Origin of the sequence: Serratia sp. HRI (genome assembly GCF_010119335.3) — a bacterium.
Classification (GTDB): Bacteria; Pseudomonadota; Gammaproteobacteria; order Enterobacterales; family Enterobacteriaceae; genus Serratia; species Serratia nevei.
On sequence record NZ_CP083690.1, the window covers coordinates 4,777,999 to 4,792,500 of the forward strand.

General features: G+C 57.0%; 12 protein-coding genes. 7 read left to right on the forward strand and 5 right to left on the reverse strand.

Features of this window, described 5'->3' with window-relative positions; translation table 11 throughout:
* Window positions 1-2: 2 nt before the first annotated feature.
* The 3 genes from GF111_RS22930 to fdhD are packed head-to-tail and all read right to left on the reverse strand — an operon-like array spanning window position 3 to window position 2,817.
* Window positions 3-965, reverse strand: coding sequence for a Dyp-type peroxidase (locus GF111_RS22930; protein ID WP_047730421.1), 963 nt, complete (start codon window positions 963-965; stop codon window positions 3-5).
* Between the two features lie 34 nt (window positions 966-999).
* A complete protein-coding gene (locus GF111_RS22935; RefSeq protein WP_038876691.1) occupies window positions 1,000-1,917 on the reverse strand; it encodes a bestrophin family protein in 918 nt (305 codons plus the stop codon).
* 57 nt (window positions 1,918-1,974) lie between these two features.
* Window positions 1,975-2,817, reverse strand: coding sequence for a formate dehydrogenase accessory sulfurtransferase FdhD (fdhD, locus tag GF111_RS22940; RefSeq protein WP_038876693.1), 843 nt, complete (start codon window positions 2,815-2,817; stop codon window positions 1,975-1,977).
* A gap of 336 nt (window positions 2,818-3,153) precedes the next feature.
* Between fdhD and umuD the strand changes: the two genes are divergently transcribed.
* The gene (gene umuD / locus GF111_RS22945) at window positions 3,154-3,561 is read left to right on the forward strand and encodes a translesion error-prone DNA polymerase V autoproteolytic subunit (RefSeq protein WP_147190620.1); all 408 of its coding nucleotides are present in this window, start codon (window positions 3,154-3,156) and stop codon (window positions 3,559-3,561) included.
* Between the two features lie 2 nt (window positions 3,562-3,563).
* Entirely contained in the window at window positions 3,564-4,880 is a 1,317-nt protein-coding gene (gene umuC / locus GF111_RS22950) for a translesion error-prone DNA polymerase V subunit UmuC (protein WP_047730423.1), read from the forward strand.
* Window positions 4,881-4,907: 27 nt separating this feature from the next.
* Here umuC and aceE read toward each other — a convergent pair whose 3' ends face one another.
* Window positions 4,908-7,583, reverse strand: a complete 2,676-nt coding sequence (gene aceE, locus GF111_RS22955) for a pyruvate dehydrogenase (acetyl-transferring), homodimeric type (protein ID WP_047730424.1) — start codon at window positions 7,581-7,583, stop codon at window positions 4,908-4,910.
* A gap of 154 nt (window positions 7,584-7,737) precedes the next feature.
* Here aceE and GF111_RS22960 point away from each other — a divergent pair, with 154 nt between their 5' ends.
* Window positions 7,738-8,175, forward strand: a complete 438-nt coding sequence (locus GF111_RS22960) for a MarR family winged helix-turn-helix transcriptional regulator (RefSeq protein WP_047730898.1) — start codon at window positions 7,738-7,740, stop codon at window positions 8,173-8,175.
* On the opposite strand, the gene GF111_RS22965 is transcribed toward GF111_RS22960, so the two are convergent.
* The gene (locus tag GF111_RS22965) at window positions 8,176-9,258 is read right to left on the reverse strand and encodes a hypothetical protein (RefSeq protein WP_047730425.1); all 1,083 of its coding nucleotides are present in this window, start codon (window positions 9,256-9,258) and stop codon (window positions 8,176-8,178) included.
* 305 nt (window positions 9,259-9,563) lie between these two features.
* Between GF111_RS22965 and GF111_RS26725 the strand changes: the two genes are divergently transcribed.
* From GF111_RS26725 to GF111_RS22990, 4 genes are all read left to right on the forward strand, one after another.
* Complete coding sequence (locus GF111_RS26725; protein ID WP_304622109.1) at window positions 9,564-10,907, forward strand: colicin-like pore-forming protein; 1,344 nt, start codon at window positions 9,564-9,566, stop codon at window positions 10,905-10,907.
* Between the two features lie 323 nt (window positions 10,908-11,230).
* On the forward strand, window positions 11,231-12,394 hold the full coding sequence (locus GF111_RS22980) for an MFS transporter (RefSeq protein ID WP_162420010.1): 1,164 nt from the start codon (window positions 11,231-11,233) through the stop codon (window positions 12,392-12,394).
* A 98-nt stretch (window positions 12,395-12,492) separates the two neighbouring features.
* Window positions 12,493-13,218 (forward strand): diiron oxygenase, encoded by a 726-nt coding sequence (locus GF111_RS22985; protein WP_053056863.1) that lies wholly within the window; start codon window positions 12,493-12,495, stop codon window positions 13,216-13,218.
* Between the two features lie 244 nt (window positions 13,219-13,462).
* Window positions 13,463-14,374, forward strand: a complete 912-nt coding sequence (locus GF111_RS22990; RefSeq protein ID WP_224217762.1) for a cyclopropane-fatty-acyl-phospholipid synthase family protein — start codon at window positions 13,463-13,465, stop codon at window positions 14,372-14,374.
* Window positions 14,375-14,502 lie beyond the last annotated feature (128 nt).

Sequence of the window (14,502 nt, forward strand, 5' to 3'; positions counted from 1 at the left end):
AATCAGTGCAGTTCGGCGCCGCTGCGGTCGGCCAGCGCTTCGAGCAGCGGGGCGGAAGGCACGAAGAACAGGGTGCCGGTCACCGCGTGGCTAAAATCGAGCAGCCGATCGTAGTTGCCGGCCGGGCGGCCGATAAACATGTTTTCCAGCATCTGCTCGATCGGCTGCGGGGAGCGCGCATAGCCGATAAAGTAGGTGCCGAATTCGCGCAGGCCGGGGCGGCCGAACGGCATGTTGTCGCGCAGAATTTTCACCTCGTTGCCTTGCTCGTCGGTGATGGTGGTCAGCGAACTGTGTGATGACGACGGTTTGACCGCTTCATCCAGCTCGATGTTGGACTGCTTATGGCGGCCGATGATCTTCTCCTGCGTTTCCACGCTGAGCGAGTTCCAGCCCTGCATATCATGCAGGTATTTTTGCACCAGCACATAGCTGCCGCCGCTGAACGCCGCGTCTTCGTCGCCGATCACCGTGTAGTCGAAGGCTTCGTGCCCCTCCGGGTTCTCCGTACCGTCGACGAAGCCGATCATGGCGCGCTGATCGAAGTAACGGAAGCCGTGCACCTCTTCAATGACCGTCACGGCGTCGCCGAGCTTGCCGACCAGCTGCGAGGCCAGTTCGAAACACAGATCCATTTCATCGGCGCGGATATGCAGCAGGATATCGCCGGGCGTGGCGACGGCGACGCGTTCCCCGCTGCCGATCGGGCTGAACGGATGCAGCTGGCGAGGGCGCGGCGCGCCAAACAGCGTATCCCAGGCTTCGGAGCCGAAGCCGCAGACGCAGGTGAGGTTGCCCGCCGGCGCGCGTTTGCCGACCGATCGCACCACGGCGGCGATATCGCCGCACCAGGCGCGCACCGCCGCCAGATGGGCGGGAACGGGCGACAGGGTGGCGACGATGAAGATGGCATGGCGCGTCACCGGCGTGAATACGGCTTGTGGCGGGTGGTTATTTGCATTCATTGCATTCGGCTCCAGTGTGTTCGGGTGAAATAGGTCAAATCAAATTAAAGTGCTCGTCGGGTTTCATCGGCGGCGGCAGCGGGCTTTGGTCGTTCATTTCCAGCAGGTTGCGCTCGATGGTGTTGCAGATGGCGTTTAACGGCAGATGGTTGGCCGACACGCCGAACGGATCCTCCAGCTCTTCGGCCAGTGAGTCCCAGGATAAGAAGGTATAGGAAATGAACACCGAAACAAACGGTGTCATGTAATGCAGGTCGGTCACCAGGGCAAAAGGCAGCAGGCTGCAGAACAGGTAAACGGTGCGCTGCAGGATCAGGGTATAGGCGAACGGCACCGGCGTGCTGGCGAGCCGTTCGCAGCCGCCGAGGGCGTGGGACAGTTCGCTCAGCTTGTTGTCGAGCAGCTCGAAGGTGATGTCGCTCAGCAGCCCCTGGCGGCGCAGCTTGCCGATCTCCTGGCCCAGCATCAGCAGGATGCGGTTGGTCGGCATCGGGCTGGCGATCACTTCCGCCAGCTCTTTGCTGGTGAGGTTGTGGTACAGATCGGCGGTCGGATCGGTGGCGCGCAGCTGATGCTTCAGGCTCCAGCTGAAGGCGATCAGCAGCTTGGCGACCTTCTGATGCACCGCCGGTTCGTCCGGCAGCAGGCTTTTGATCTGGCGCAGCAGGGATCGCTCGGTAATCAGCAGCGAGCCCCACAGGTTGCGCGCTTCGACAAAGCGGCTGTAGCCGGCGTTATTGCGAAAGCCGAGAAAAATGGCGATGGCGATACCCAGCAGGCTGAACGGCGCGATGGTTAAATGTACGCCGAGCTGCTCGTACCATTGATAGCTGATCACCGCCACTATCGACATCAGTACGTTCAGCGACAGACGAAAGGTGATCTTTGACAGCACGGAACCGTGCCAGGCGAACAGGCGAATAAACCAGTTCTGGTGCGGGCGAATGATCATGACGTGGGGCTTCCTGGTGTTCTGCTATTGAGAATAGTCGATTCTTGTCCGGCGGCGTTAGGCCGCCGGCGTCGATTGCCAGAGCCGCTGCGGGTGCGTATAGACGGTAGCGCGCCCCGGCTTGCTGAAGCCCACCAGCGTCAGGTTGCTGCGCTCGGCCACCTCGACCGCCAGGCGGGTGGCGGCGGAAACGGCGAACAGGATCTCGACGCCGCACATGGCGGATTTTTGCACCATTTCATAGCTGGCGCGGCTCGACACCAGCGCCGCCCCCTGCAGCCACGCCTGTTGGCTGCGGTAGCCCAGCAGTTTGTCGAGCGCCACGTGGCGGCCGACGTCTTCACACCCGCCGCTGAGTGCGCCGTCCGGCTGGATCCAGGCCGCCGCGTGGGTGCAGCCGGTCAGTTTCCCCACCGTTTGCACCTCCTGCAGCTGCGCCAACGCCCGGTCGAGCAGGGCCAAATCGAAGCGTTGCGTGAAGGGCAGCGGCGCGATGGGCTGGGCGACCTCCTGCAGCTGCTCCACCCCGCAGACGCCGCAGCCGGTGCGGCCGGCCAGGCTGCGGCGCTTCTCTTTCAGCTGCATAAAGCGGCGGCTCGAGAGTTCCACATGCACTTCAATGCCGTTGCAGGCCGGCTGTTGGCGGATGTCGTAGATATCGTCGGGGGAGGCAATGATGCCTTCGGACAGCGAAAAACCGATGGCGAAGGCCGCCAGATCTTTCGGCGTCGCCATCATCACCACGTGGGAAATGCCGTTGTACACCAGGGCGACCGGCACTTCTTCCGCCAGCCAATCCTGTTGCGCCTGAGCCAGATCGTTGCGCTGCCAGACCGCGTGGCGCGACAGGCATTCCTGTTCGATATCGTCGGTTTCTGCGAGGAGCAGGTGCTTGTTCATAACGTTCTCGTGACCGTCGGTGACGAGGCGCCGACGGGAGTGAATTCTTATTAGCAGGTGTGGGGATTATACAGGATCCTGATCCCGCTCACGTAAGGAAATGACGCTCTGCCGACACCCCCATCAGGTTATCCACAGTTTTGGTGGATAACGTGTGTGCAAGGGGCGGTGAAACGCTTAGCAGGCGTAAAAAAAAATCGCTCAGAAAATTATTATATTACGCGGGAAAGCGCGATCCGCAGGGGGATAGGGGGTTGCACGCGTTCGCGTTTTGTTTATGCTTTACTGTATAAATATACAGTTTGGTTATGATTATGCTGAGCAATTCAAGATTGTATGCTTTTTCACCAGGTGACCCCCCTGACGTTACCGCTGTTTGCCGATCGCGTGGCCTGCGGCTTTCCTTCCCCGGCGCAGGACTATGTCGAGAGCAGGCTGGATATCGGCAAGCTGCTGGTGCGGCACCCCAACGCCACCTATTTCGTGCGCGCCAGCGGTGAGTCGATGATCGACGGCAATATCCAGGATGGCGATCTGCTGATCGTCGACAGCGCCCTGACGCCGGAGCACGGCAATATCGTGATCGCCGCGGTGGACGGCGAATTCACCGTCAAAAAGCTGCAGCGCCACCCCGACGTGCGGCTGTTGCCGATGAATCCCGCCTACGCGCCGATCGTGTTCGACGACGAGGCGCAGCTGGAGATCTTCGGCGTGGTGACCTTTATCGTCTACGCGGCCCGGTAACCCTGTTCGCTCTGGTGGACGTTAACAGCTTCTACGCCTCCTGCGAGACCATCTTTCGGCCCGATCTGCGCGGGCAGCCGGTGATCGTGCTGTCCAACAACGACGGCTGCGTGATCGCCCGCAGCGCCGAGGCGAAGGCGCTGGGCGTGCCGATGGGCGCGCCTTATTTCAAAATCAAAGAGGAGATGCGTCGCCGCAACGTCGCGGTGTTCTCCTCCAACTACGCGCTGTACGCCGACATGTCCCGCCGGGTGATGGACACGCTGGAAGAGATGGCGCCGGCGGTGGAGATCTACTCGCTGGACGAAGCCTTTCTGCGGCTGGACGGCGTAGCGCATTGCGAAGCGCTGGAGCCGTTCGGCCAGCGGGTGCGCGATCGCATCCGGCGCGAGCTGCATTTGACGGTCGGGGTCGGCATTGCGCCGAGCAAAACGTTGGCCAAACTGGCCAACTTCGCCGCCAAGAAATGGCGCGGCACCGGCGGTGTGGTGGATCTATCCGATCCGGCGCGCCAGCGCAAACTGCTGGCGTTGCTCCCGGTGGAAGAGGTGTGGGGCGTGGGCCGCCGCCTGACTCGCCAGCTGCAGGCGATGGGCATTCACACCGCGTTGCAGCTGGCAGACTGCGATACCCGGCTGGCGCGTAAAACCTTCAGTGTGGTGCTGGAGCGCACGATACGCGAACTGCGCGGCGAATCGTGCCTGCAGTGGGAAGATGAGGCGGCCGCCAAAGAGCAGATCATCTGCTCCCGCTCGTTCGGCCAGCGGCTGACGCATTACCCGCACATGCGCGAGGCGATCTGCAGCTATGCCGAACGCGCCGCCGAAAAGCTGCGGCAGGAAAAGCGCTACTGTCGCAACGTGTCGGTGTTTATCAAAACCAGCCCGCATTCGGCGGGCGAGGGGTATTACAGCAATATGGGCACCGCCCGGCTGCAAACGCCGAGCAACGATAGCCGCGATATTATCGCCATGGCGGTGCGCGCCCTGGAGAACATCTGGCAGGAAGGGCGGCGTTACCTGAAGGGCGGCGTGGTGCTGGGGGATTTCAGCGCCGCCGCCATGGCGCAGATCGATCTGTTCGACGACTGCCCGCCGCGCCGCAACAGCGAGCGGCTGATGGCGACCCTCGATCGCCTAAATCAGGAAGGGCGCGGGCGGGTGTGGTTCGCCGGGCAGGGGATCGTCAAGCCGTGGCAAATGAAGCGCGACATGCTGTCGCCGGCCTACACCACCCGGTTGGCGGATATCCCGGTGGTGCGGCTGGGGGAACGGGCGCCGCGCACCGCCGAATCGAAGGAAGAAAAACGCCGCGGGTGACAGCCGGCGGCGCGGGTAGACTGCACGTTACTTCACCGCCGCCGGGTCCGGCTTATCGGGGGCGATGCCATACAGCACCATGGCGCGGTTGACCTCGCTGCGGGCGATACGGCCTTCGTCAGCCAGCAGTTTCAACGCGGCGAGCGCGATGAAATGGCGGTTGACCTCGAAGAACTCACGCAGCGCCTCGCGGGTATCCGATCGGCCAAAGCCGTCGGTGCCCAAGGCGATAAAGGGACGGTCGGGCAAGAACGGCTTGATCTGATCGCCGACGATCTTCATATAGTCCGTCACCACCACCACCGGGCCGGGGTGCGTCGCCAGCAGGCTCTGGATATAAGGAACTTTCGGCGGATCTTCCGGATGCAGCAGGTTCCAGCGTTCGGCTGCCATGCCGTTGCGGCGCAGCTCGCTCAGGCTGGTGGCGCTCCAGATATCGCTGGCGACGCCAAAGTCCGCCGCCAACAGCTCCGCCGCCGCCAGTGCCTCGCGCATGATGGCGCCGCTGGCGACCAGCTGAGCGCGCGGGCTCTCTTGGTTTGCCGTTTCGCTCTGCTTGAGCAAATATGCCCCCTGGATAATCCCGTCCTCCACGCCCGCCGGCATCGGCGGCTGCGGATAGCCCTCGTTAAGCAAGGTGATGTAGTAGTAAATATCCTCTTGTTCAACGAACATCCTGTGCATGCCGCTCTGGACGATCGCCGCGAGTTCATAGGCGTAGGTCGGATCGTAGGAGACGCAGCTGGGAATGACGGAAGACAGCACGTGGCTGTGGCCGTCGTCATGCTGCAAGCCTTCGCCCATCAGAGTGGTTCTGCCGGAGGTGGCGCCGAGCAGGAAGCCCTTGGTGCGTGCGTCGGCCGCCGCCCAGGCGAGATCGCCCACCCGCTGCAGTCCGAACATGGAGTAGAAGATATAGAACGGGATCGTCGCGACATCGTGGTTGCTGTAGGCGGTACCGGCGGCGATCCAGGTCGATATCGCGCCGGATTCGTTGATGCCTTCCTGCAAAATCTGGCCGTCTTTGGCCTCTTTGTAGTAGCTGAGCTGTCCGGCGTCTTGCGGGGTATACAGCTGACCGAGCCAGGAGTGGATGCCAATTTGGCGGAACAGGCCTTCCATACCGAACGTGCGCGACTCGTCCGGCACGATGGGCACGATCAGTTTGCCGATGTTGGCGTCTTTGAGCAGCGTGCCGAGGATATTAACGAAGGCCATGGTGGTCGACATGTTACGTTCGCCGCTGCCCTTCAGGAGGCCGTCGAAGCGCGATAGCTCCGGTATCGCCAGCGGGGCGGTTTGGCCGAAGCGGGCAGGGATGTAGCCGCCCAGCGCGGTGCGCGTCGCGGTGATGTACTTCGCCGCCGCGCTGTCGGGCTCGGGCTTCAGGTAAGGGATCTCTGCCAGTTGGGCGTCGGAGATTGTCAGCCCTAAACGGTCGCGGAAGGCTTTCACCGCATCCTGGCTCATTTTTTTCAGCTGGTGGTTGATGTTCTGCCCTTCACCGGCTTCCCCCATGCCAAACCCTTTGACGGTCTTGGCCAGCACCACCGTTGGCCTGCCCGTGGTATGCACCGCCTGATGGTAGGCGGCGTACACCTTTTGCGGATCGTGGCCGCCGCGGTGCAGCGCCCAGATCTCCTCGTCGCTCAGGTCGGCGACCAGCTCGAGCAATGCCGGGTACTTGCCGAAGAAATGCTCCCGCACATAGGCGCCGCTTTGCGACTTGAAGGTTTGGTAATCGCCGTCGACGCACTCCATCATGCGCTGCATCAGCAGCCCGGAGCGGTCTTTTTGCAGCAGTTTGTCCCAGCCGCTGCCCCAGATCACCTTGATCACCTGCCAGCCGGCGGCTTTGAAAGTGCCTTCCAGCTCCTGAATGATCTTGCCGTTGCCGCGCACGGGGCCATCCAGCCGCTGCAGATTGCAGTTCACGACGAAGATCAGGTTATCGAGTTTTTCTCGCCCGCCCAGCGCAATCGCCGCCAGCGATTCCGGTTGATCCATCTCGCCGTCGCCGAGAAACGCCCACACCTTTCTCCCCTGGTGCGGTTTCAGTTCGCGGTATTCCAGATAGCGCATGTAGCGCGCTTGGTAGGCGGCGGTCAGCGGCCCCAGTCCCATCGACACGGTGGGATATTGCCAGAAATCTGGCATTAGCCGCGGGTGCGGGTAGGAGGAGAGGCCGCGGCGTGTGGATTCGCGGCGAAAGTTGTCGAGCTGCTCCTCGTCGATGCGGCCTTCGAGATAGGCGCGGCCATAAATGCCGGGGGCGGAATGGCCCTGGATATACACCATGTCGCCGGCGAAATCATCGGTGCGCCCGCGGAAGAAGTGCGTGAACCCCACATCGTAAAGCACCGCGGCCGACTGGTAGGTGGCGATATGTCCGCCGACGTTGGAGTGTTTGCCGGCGCGCAGCACCATCGCCATGGCGTTCCAGCGAATAAATGCATTGATGCGCGCTTCAGCGGCCAGATCGCCGGGATACGTCGGTTGCTTATAGGCCGGGATCGTATTCACGTAGGGCGTGGTGACCATGCTGAAGAAATCACCGTGCTTTCGCTGATCGGCTTCGGCCATTCTTTCCAACAAAAAATGCGCGCGTTCACGGCCGTCGATGTCGGTGACACCTTCAAATGCCTCAAGCCATTCAGCCGTCTCTTGTGGGTCAAGATCTGCTTTTACCGCGGGTTGGTTCATAAAAGCTCCAAATGTACTTACCTGATAAGGCGCTTAGCGATACAGGAATTTAGTGAATTGCAAGTGCAAGAATTGCAAATGCAATAATGGCGAAAGCCACTCTATCCCTTTACAATTGCAATTGCAACTCACCGGTTTTGACGAGAAAAATGACATGACAGATAAACAACCCGACCTGTGGTTCTCCTTTGTGCGCGCGCATCGGGCGATTATCAGAAAGATAGAGACGAAGTTGTCGGAAGCGGGGCTGCCGGTTTACGCCTGGTATGACGTGTTATGGGGATTGGAAAGCGGGGAAAACGGCACGCGCCGCATGCATGAGCTGGCGGACGTGTTGGTGATTGAGCGTTACAATCTGACCCGCCTGATGGATCGCCTGGAAAAAGAGCGGCTGGTCACGCGTTTTCGATCGGATGACGATCGTCGGGCCTCCTTCGCCACCATCACCGAGGAAGGCAAGGCCCTGCGGAAAAAGATGTGGGAGATCTACCGCACGGTGGTCAACACCCACTTTCTCAACCAGTTCAGCGAAGAAGAGATCGCACGCTTCTCCGACGCGTTGGACAACGCGATGCAGCTGGCCAGAGAGTGATCAGGCATCGGGCGTGGTGATGTGCAGAACGCGCAGCGCATCGGCGATCAGCGCCGAAGGGATTTTCTGCTCGTCGGCCAGCAGTTTGAGGGCACAGAGCGCAATCCATTCCGCCTGCGGGTAGTGGATTTCGCCGCGCACCCGTGAATCTGAGCCCACCGCGGCAAAGCGTGCGGGAATGAATCGCCTGAGCTGGTTGGCAATCAGGTGCGAGTAGTCGGTGACGGCGACGACGGGGACATTCCCGGTGCCCAGGCACGTTTTCAGATGGCATTCGCCGCCGCTGTCCTGGCGCCGCATGTCGGCGAGTTCGGCGTCCTGCGCCAACCGCGTGTAGCTGGGGCAGCTCCAGATTTCAGACGCAATCCCCCAGTTTTTCAACATCTCGGCCGCCTGCTGAACGCGGGCGAGCGCTCGGCCGGCGCCGCACAGACGAACCTGCAACGGCGAGTCCGCGGCGGCGGCAACGCGATACATTCCCTTGAACGCCTGTTCTGCGACAAACGGTTCCTCTGAAGAGAAGGTGCCATTGTCTTCGTTGGTTGCAAGGTAAACCATCTTCCTCGTTCCCTCCAGATAGAGCGCGCGCAGGGAGTGATGGAGTATCGCGCCGGTTTCCCGGGCATTAGCCGGATCGAAAGGCAACCAGTCCGGCATGGCCGTGAGCTGAAGTGGGAACCAGGCCTGCACGCCTTTCGGCAAATCGGCACTGCCGGTATCCGCATCGCTGATGAAAATCCCCTTGCGATTGGTTTCCGGCTCAAGCCCGCGCAGCATGTCCACCGAGGGCGTATTGACGAAGTAAAATAGCGGCTTCTCATAACGCTCTGATTGATGGCCAAACCAGAGTGGCCAGGCCGTGGCGTAGTGGGAACTCGGTGGCTCGGTGCGCCTTCTGCCGTCGATAAGCCAGATGTCGCCGCTGGCGTTAAGTTCGTCCAGAGTTTGCGCCGTCCAGGCGCTGGAAGAAGGGCGCGAGGCGCCGGCTTTTTGGCTGACGGAGGTCATCTTGCGGATACAGGCTTCGGCCAGGGTTTGGGTTCTGGCCGAGGCGGCGGGCAGTGTTATACGTTGAGGCGACATGCGGAGCACCCTTTTTTAGTTGCAAGTGCTATGATTGTAATTGCAATTCATGGCGTATGCCAATGACTTCTGAACAGGCCGCCGCTGCCCAGGCGTGACCTGCGGCGGTATATTCAGGCTCTGCAAAAGGGAGCCTATTTGTTTCACCGACCAGACAGCCGTCATCCGTTGTCCTTATTTCTGCGGTTTTTTATAAATGACGGGCAGCTAAAAACGGTTTGCCGATATTACTCAGGCACGCGTTAGTGAACGCTAAACGAGGATATCGGCATCTTAAAAATAAAACGAAATAAGGATGAAAGCATATGCCTGGATTTAATTATGGTGGTAAAGGGGATGGAACTAATTGGAGTTCTGAACGCGGTACGGGCCCAGAGCCGGGGGGCGGCGATAAAGGCCATTCCGGCGATCGCGGCGGCGCCAGTGTTGGCAGCAGCCCGGAACAGCAACAGATAGCGGCGATCCAAAACGATCCGGCGTTGCGCATGAAGCTGGCGGCGGTGATCAAGGCGGCTCGCAGAATCAACCCGGATGCACAATTGCGTATTGAAAGCGTCAGCCCGTCCGGCACGCTGAGCCTTTCTGCCACCGGTCTGACGGCCGATCAGGCGAAGCACATTGGCTTGGGGGGACTGGTGATGGGAGTCAACGCCAAGGGAGGAATGGTAGCGATTGGGGATATCGAAACCGGCCATGCACGCAAGACCTCAACCCCCGGTAAAGATGGTAATAATGGCCTGAACGCCGGGCAGATCGGTGCCTCTTCGTTAGGCAGTTTCGTGACAGACTCACACCGCGATCGGCCCGTCAACGGCTGGCATGGTAACGGTAAAAGCGGTGAGTTCTCGACGACCCGCACGACCGGGAGTTATTTCGGCTTTCATCATTTGAAGGTGGAAAAGCAAGACGGAATGGTGACCTACAGTCTCTACTATAAGGCCAATAAGAACCGGCCCGCGTTTATCGCCGTGGTGAGAGGGGATAACCTGAATGCCATGGAGGTGAAATATGCCAACGGCAAGCCGGTGAAATCTCCAGGTTCGGTAAAAACGATCGTTAAGGACTTCGTCGAATATCAAAATGCGGAATTAAAAGCCATCAAGGATGGCGTCAGCCTGGCCGCCGGCATCAATAAAGATATCGCGGAAAAGCTCGGCGCGAAATACGCCAAGCTCGCCAAGGATTTGGAGGCAGGAATTCAAGGCAGATATATCCGCAATGTGCAGGATGCGGAGAAAACCTACGAGCAATTGACGAAGGGCTTGAACAAAAAGCTCAAGGCGCAGGATAAAGCGGCGATTGTCGCCTGGTTGAAAAAGATCGATGCGGAACAGTATGCCCGCAATGCGCGGGTATTGGGCAAGGGGTTTACCGGCGTGGACTGGGCGATTAAAGGGGCTGACCTGATAAACGCCGCGATCGAGGGTTTCTCTACCGGCAGCTGGAAAGCGTTCCGTAATCAGCTTGAGGCACTCGGGTTGTCCATCGGGGCAGGCTACACGCTCTCCGCTATCGCCGCGTTTTTCGCGCCGACGCTGGTGTCGTCGACGGTGGGCATTTTTGCATTCGCTTATCTGTTTGGCTGGGCTACCAGCTATATCGATGCGGCTCTTGCAGGAGAACTGGAAAAATTCATCCTCGAGATGTAACGAGTTCATGGCAGAAGAGGGGGCATGCCCCCTCTTTTATGGGGTATGAACGCGCCCTGAACAATGCATTAGCATGTCTCATGTTGATCTTAAGTTGATGATTTTTATCTGTGTAGTATGCCTTATGTAGCCACCTCCTCCGTCATCGAATAATTTCATTACTTTTCTTCCTGTTATGTGATTTTCTTCACGTAACACACTATTTATCATCCTTTATTCATTAGTGATATTTACATATAACAATTGTTCTCCTAGTTTGTTCATGGTTATTAACATTCGGATTAATGTTCTGTTGGAGTACGGATATGTTGACAGGAAGGTGGGTGCCTCTGCCCTTTATCCTTGTGGTTTCCTTATTGGCTGGGTGTATTGAAGTGGATATGTCCGTTCCCAGCTTTCCGGATATGGCTGCCAGTTTCGGTGTTTCTGAAGGGCATATTCAGCGTACGATCACCTATAACTTCTTGGGGTTTGTGTTTGGTGCGTTGATTTATGGCCCATTGTCAGAGTCGATTGGTCGACGAAAAACCATGTTGATCGGTGGGGCTATCATGCTGTTGGGTGCTCTGGGATGTACCTACGCCACTTCAATCGATCTTTTGATGTTGTCCCGCTTTATTCAGGGGTTGGGGGCTTGCACCCCGGTGGTAGTAGCTTACGCGATCATCGCAGACCGGTATCAAGGGGCGGCCATGTACAGCATGATCGGTCTGGTTAATGCCTGTATCTCGATTTTCATGTCGCTAGCGCCAATCGCCGGGGGGTGGATTAATGAGCATTGGGGGTGGAGAGGAAACTATGCGGTTGTCGCGGTGATCACCGCAGCGGCGGTACTGCTGGAATTGTTGTTCCTGCCGGAAACGAAGAAAGAAAAAACGCCATTCGATCTCAAAGCCATTGTGGGAAGCTATGCCCGGCTGACGGCGAGCTTCCAATTCATGCGATTATCGTTGATTCCTTCACTTTTCTTCGCTGCTTATATGGTATTCATCGCTTCCAGTGCTTTTCTTTACCGTGAAACCTTTGCGTTCTCGCTGTCGGCATTTGTCGTTCACTTTTTTATTATCGTGGCGTCATTTTCAATCCCCAGCCTCTTTTCCGCCCGTATTATCGCCGCATTTGGTGGCGATCGGCGCGCTGAGAAAATCGGTATGGCGTTAGCCATCGTCAGCATTCTAGCTCTACTGACGGCGACAACGCCTTGGGCGATCACCCTGCTGATGAGCCTGTTCTGCTTCGGGTTTTCTATCTGCTATCCGACGCTGTTCGCACGTTCCATGAGTGTCTACCCTGAAATTTACGGTGTGGCGGCCTCCTATATTATGAGCATGCGCTCGCTGCTGGTTGTGGCTATCACGGGGATGGCCAGCTACGTCTTTATCGGGCGGCCGGAGGAAATGAGCTATGTGATGGCGAGTGTGATAGGCGTTGTCTTATTGTTGTCTATGTTGAGTATCGTGGCATCCCCAAGCAAAGCTGAAGAATAAATAATCGTTTTCGCGTGACCCCCGGCTAAATATTTATATTTGGCCGGGCTCGGCATGACTTTTTTAAATACATGTATTCCTTCATCTGGAGAATATCTATGGAAAATGAAACCATGGTTTCGAAGGGCGGTTTGTCTGCCGCCTATACTGATAAATGGGAACAGCGCGCATCAATAAGAACCCGCCCCGGTAAATTTATCGACTTTACTATTCCTGGCGCATTTTTCCCCGAGGAGAATCAGCCGATATTTTTGGCTGACATGATGAGCAGCATGGACAATGAGAGGAAGTCGAAAATACTTACTCAGTCATTGTTTAAATACCTCAATGATATCGTTAATCTTGAGATCAAACTCATTAACTCAGCATGCAATAAAATTATCTACGGCGATCTCGCTGTCAAATTCGACGAACAGATTAAATTGAATGCCTATACCGTCATCATCGACGAGTATTACCATGTTTATATCGCCCGACATATGATCAATCAACTTAGAGAACATGATGCCGATCTCGGTGCGCTGAGTTACCCGGATTCTGACGCCTATGTGGCCGTTACAGAGGTGATGAAACGGTTACCTGAGCGCTGCCATGACATTTTCGAGATCATTGCGGTGTGCATTTTCGAAACGACCCTGGTGAGAGAGCTGGTGGAGTTCTTTAATAGTGACGGCGTTCATCCATCGATTAAATACTATGTTAATGACCATATGAACGATGAGTCCAGACACTATATTTTCTTTCTCGAATTACTTGGCTATATCTGGACGAGGTTGGATGAAAACGATCAGGCGATGACGGCGGGCAGATCGCTGATTTCGTAAAAATGTATTTGAATGTTGAGTCAGAGAAACAGTTTAACATTGAGCTGTTATCGAAGATAACTCATGATTGCGAAGCCAGCCGGGAGTCAATCAATAAGGTTTATCGCGGTTTTGAAGTGACGCCTGATGTCCCCATTGTCAAAAACGTGCTAATGGCTTTGAAACGAACCGGCATTCTGAATTCGCCGATAGTGCGCCAGGGATTCGAAAATATTGGTTGGATAATTTAATCATGGAGATGGGTATGGATAGTTTCGCCTCGCATAAAACACATTCTAAATTGGCCTGTTTGACTGAAACAAAAATGTTGGCCGATGAAATAAAAGCGCGTTTACGAAATAGCAATTCGCTTATTCTTCCATTAGAGAGAAATCTTGAACTGGTCGATCAATTGACGGAGTTTGAGCTCGGTCGTTTCCTCCTGCATAACCGCGGCCTCAATGGCTACTGGACGTCTTACATTTTCCAGCATCCTGCCGGAAAACCCGCTGAACATGTTTTGGAAGACTGGCTTCTGAATCGCTCGTTGCTGTGCCGGGCGCGCGAGCGTTACTACCGTTATCAGACCTTGCTGGCTGAGTTGATTACGCAGGCGGAGACCCTGGCTTCAATCCCGTGCGGCGTGATGGATGATTTATTGGATTTGGATTACAGCGGCCATGGCGCGGTGCAATTGACCGGCATTGATCTTGACCCGGAGTCACTTTATCACGCCAACGAAAAGGCCAAGCGCGTTGGCATGGCGAACCGTTGCCGATTCTCGCAGCAGAATGCCTGGGAGTTAAAAGAAAAAAACGCTTTCGATGTGATTACCAGTAACGGCCTGAATATGTATGAGTCTGACCCGGACAGGCTGGTGGCTTTGTATCGTCGGTTCTTCGAGGCATTGAAACCAGGGGGAACCTTGTTGCTCAGTTTCCTCACGCCACCGCCGGAAAAGAACGCGCCCACCGGTGAGTGGGATAAATATGAAACGCCAATGGCGGACCTTTTGCAGGAGTTCGCGATCTTTGGCGACATTATTCAGGCTACCTACCTTAATTTCACTTCAGAAGCAGAGATCAGACAACAGATAACCCAGGCAGGGGTCACGGTTAAAGATATCAACTACAGCTCACGCGGCGTATTGCCGATTCTCGTGGCGGTAAAACCCTGATAACCCAAAAGAGTAATATCCATGAAGATTCTGAACATTCTCGTCAACCATACCGTAGAACCGTTGCGCAGCCATATTGTCCGTTACTTGCTGGATGCCGGCCACTTTGTCTACTGAATCGGTCTGAG

Bases quoted from the DNA above. Each gene is read 5' to 3' on its own strand.
- GF111_RS22930 (WP_047730421.1), bottom strand. From the start codon at position 965: ATGAATGCAAATAACCACCCGCCACAAGCCGTATTCACGCCGGTGACG.
- GF111_RS22935 (WP_038876691.1), bottom strand. From the start codon at position 1,917: ATGATCATTCGCCCGCACCAGAACTGGTTTATTCGCCTGTTCGCCTGG.
- fdhD (WP_038876693.1), bottom strand. From the start codon at position 2,817: ATGAACAAGCACCTGCTCCTCGCAGAAACCGACGATATCGAACAGGAA.
- umuD (WP_147190620.1), top strand. From the start codon at position 3,154: ATGCTTTTTCACCAGGTGACCCCCCTGACGTTACCGCTGTTTGCCGAT.
- aceE (WP_047730424.1), bottom strand. From the start codon at position 7,583: ATGAACCAACCCGCGGTAAAAGCAGATCTTGACCCACAAGAGACGGCT.
- GF111_RS22960 (WP_047730898.1), top strand. From the start codon at position 7,738: ATGACAGATAAACAACCCGACCTGTGGTTCTCCTTTGTGCGCGCGCAT.
- GF111_RS22965 (WP_047730425.1), bottom strand. From the start codon at position 9,258: ATGTCGCCTCAACGTATAACACTGCCCGCCGCCTCGGCCAGAACCCAA.
- GF111_RS26725 (WP_304622109.1), top strand. From the start codon at position 9,564: ATGCCTGGATTTAATTATGGTGGTAAAGGGGATGGAACTAATTGGAGT.
- GF111_RS22985 (WP_053056863.1), top strand. From the start codon at position 12,493: ATGGAAAATGAAACCATGGTTTCGAAGGGCGGTTTGTCTGCCGCCTAT.
- GF111_RS22990 (WP_224217762.1), top strand. From the start codon at position 13,463: ATGGATAGTTTCGCCTCGCATAAAACACATTCTAAATTGGCCTGTTTG.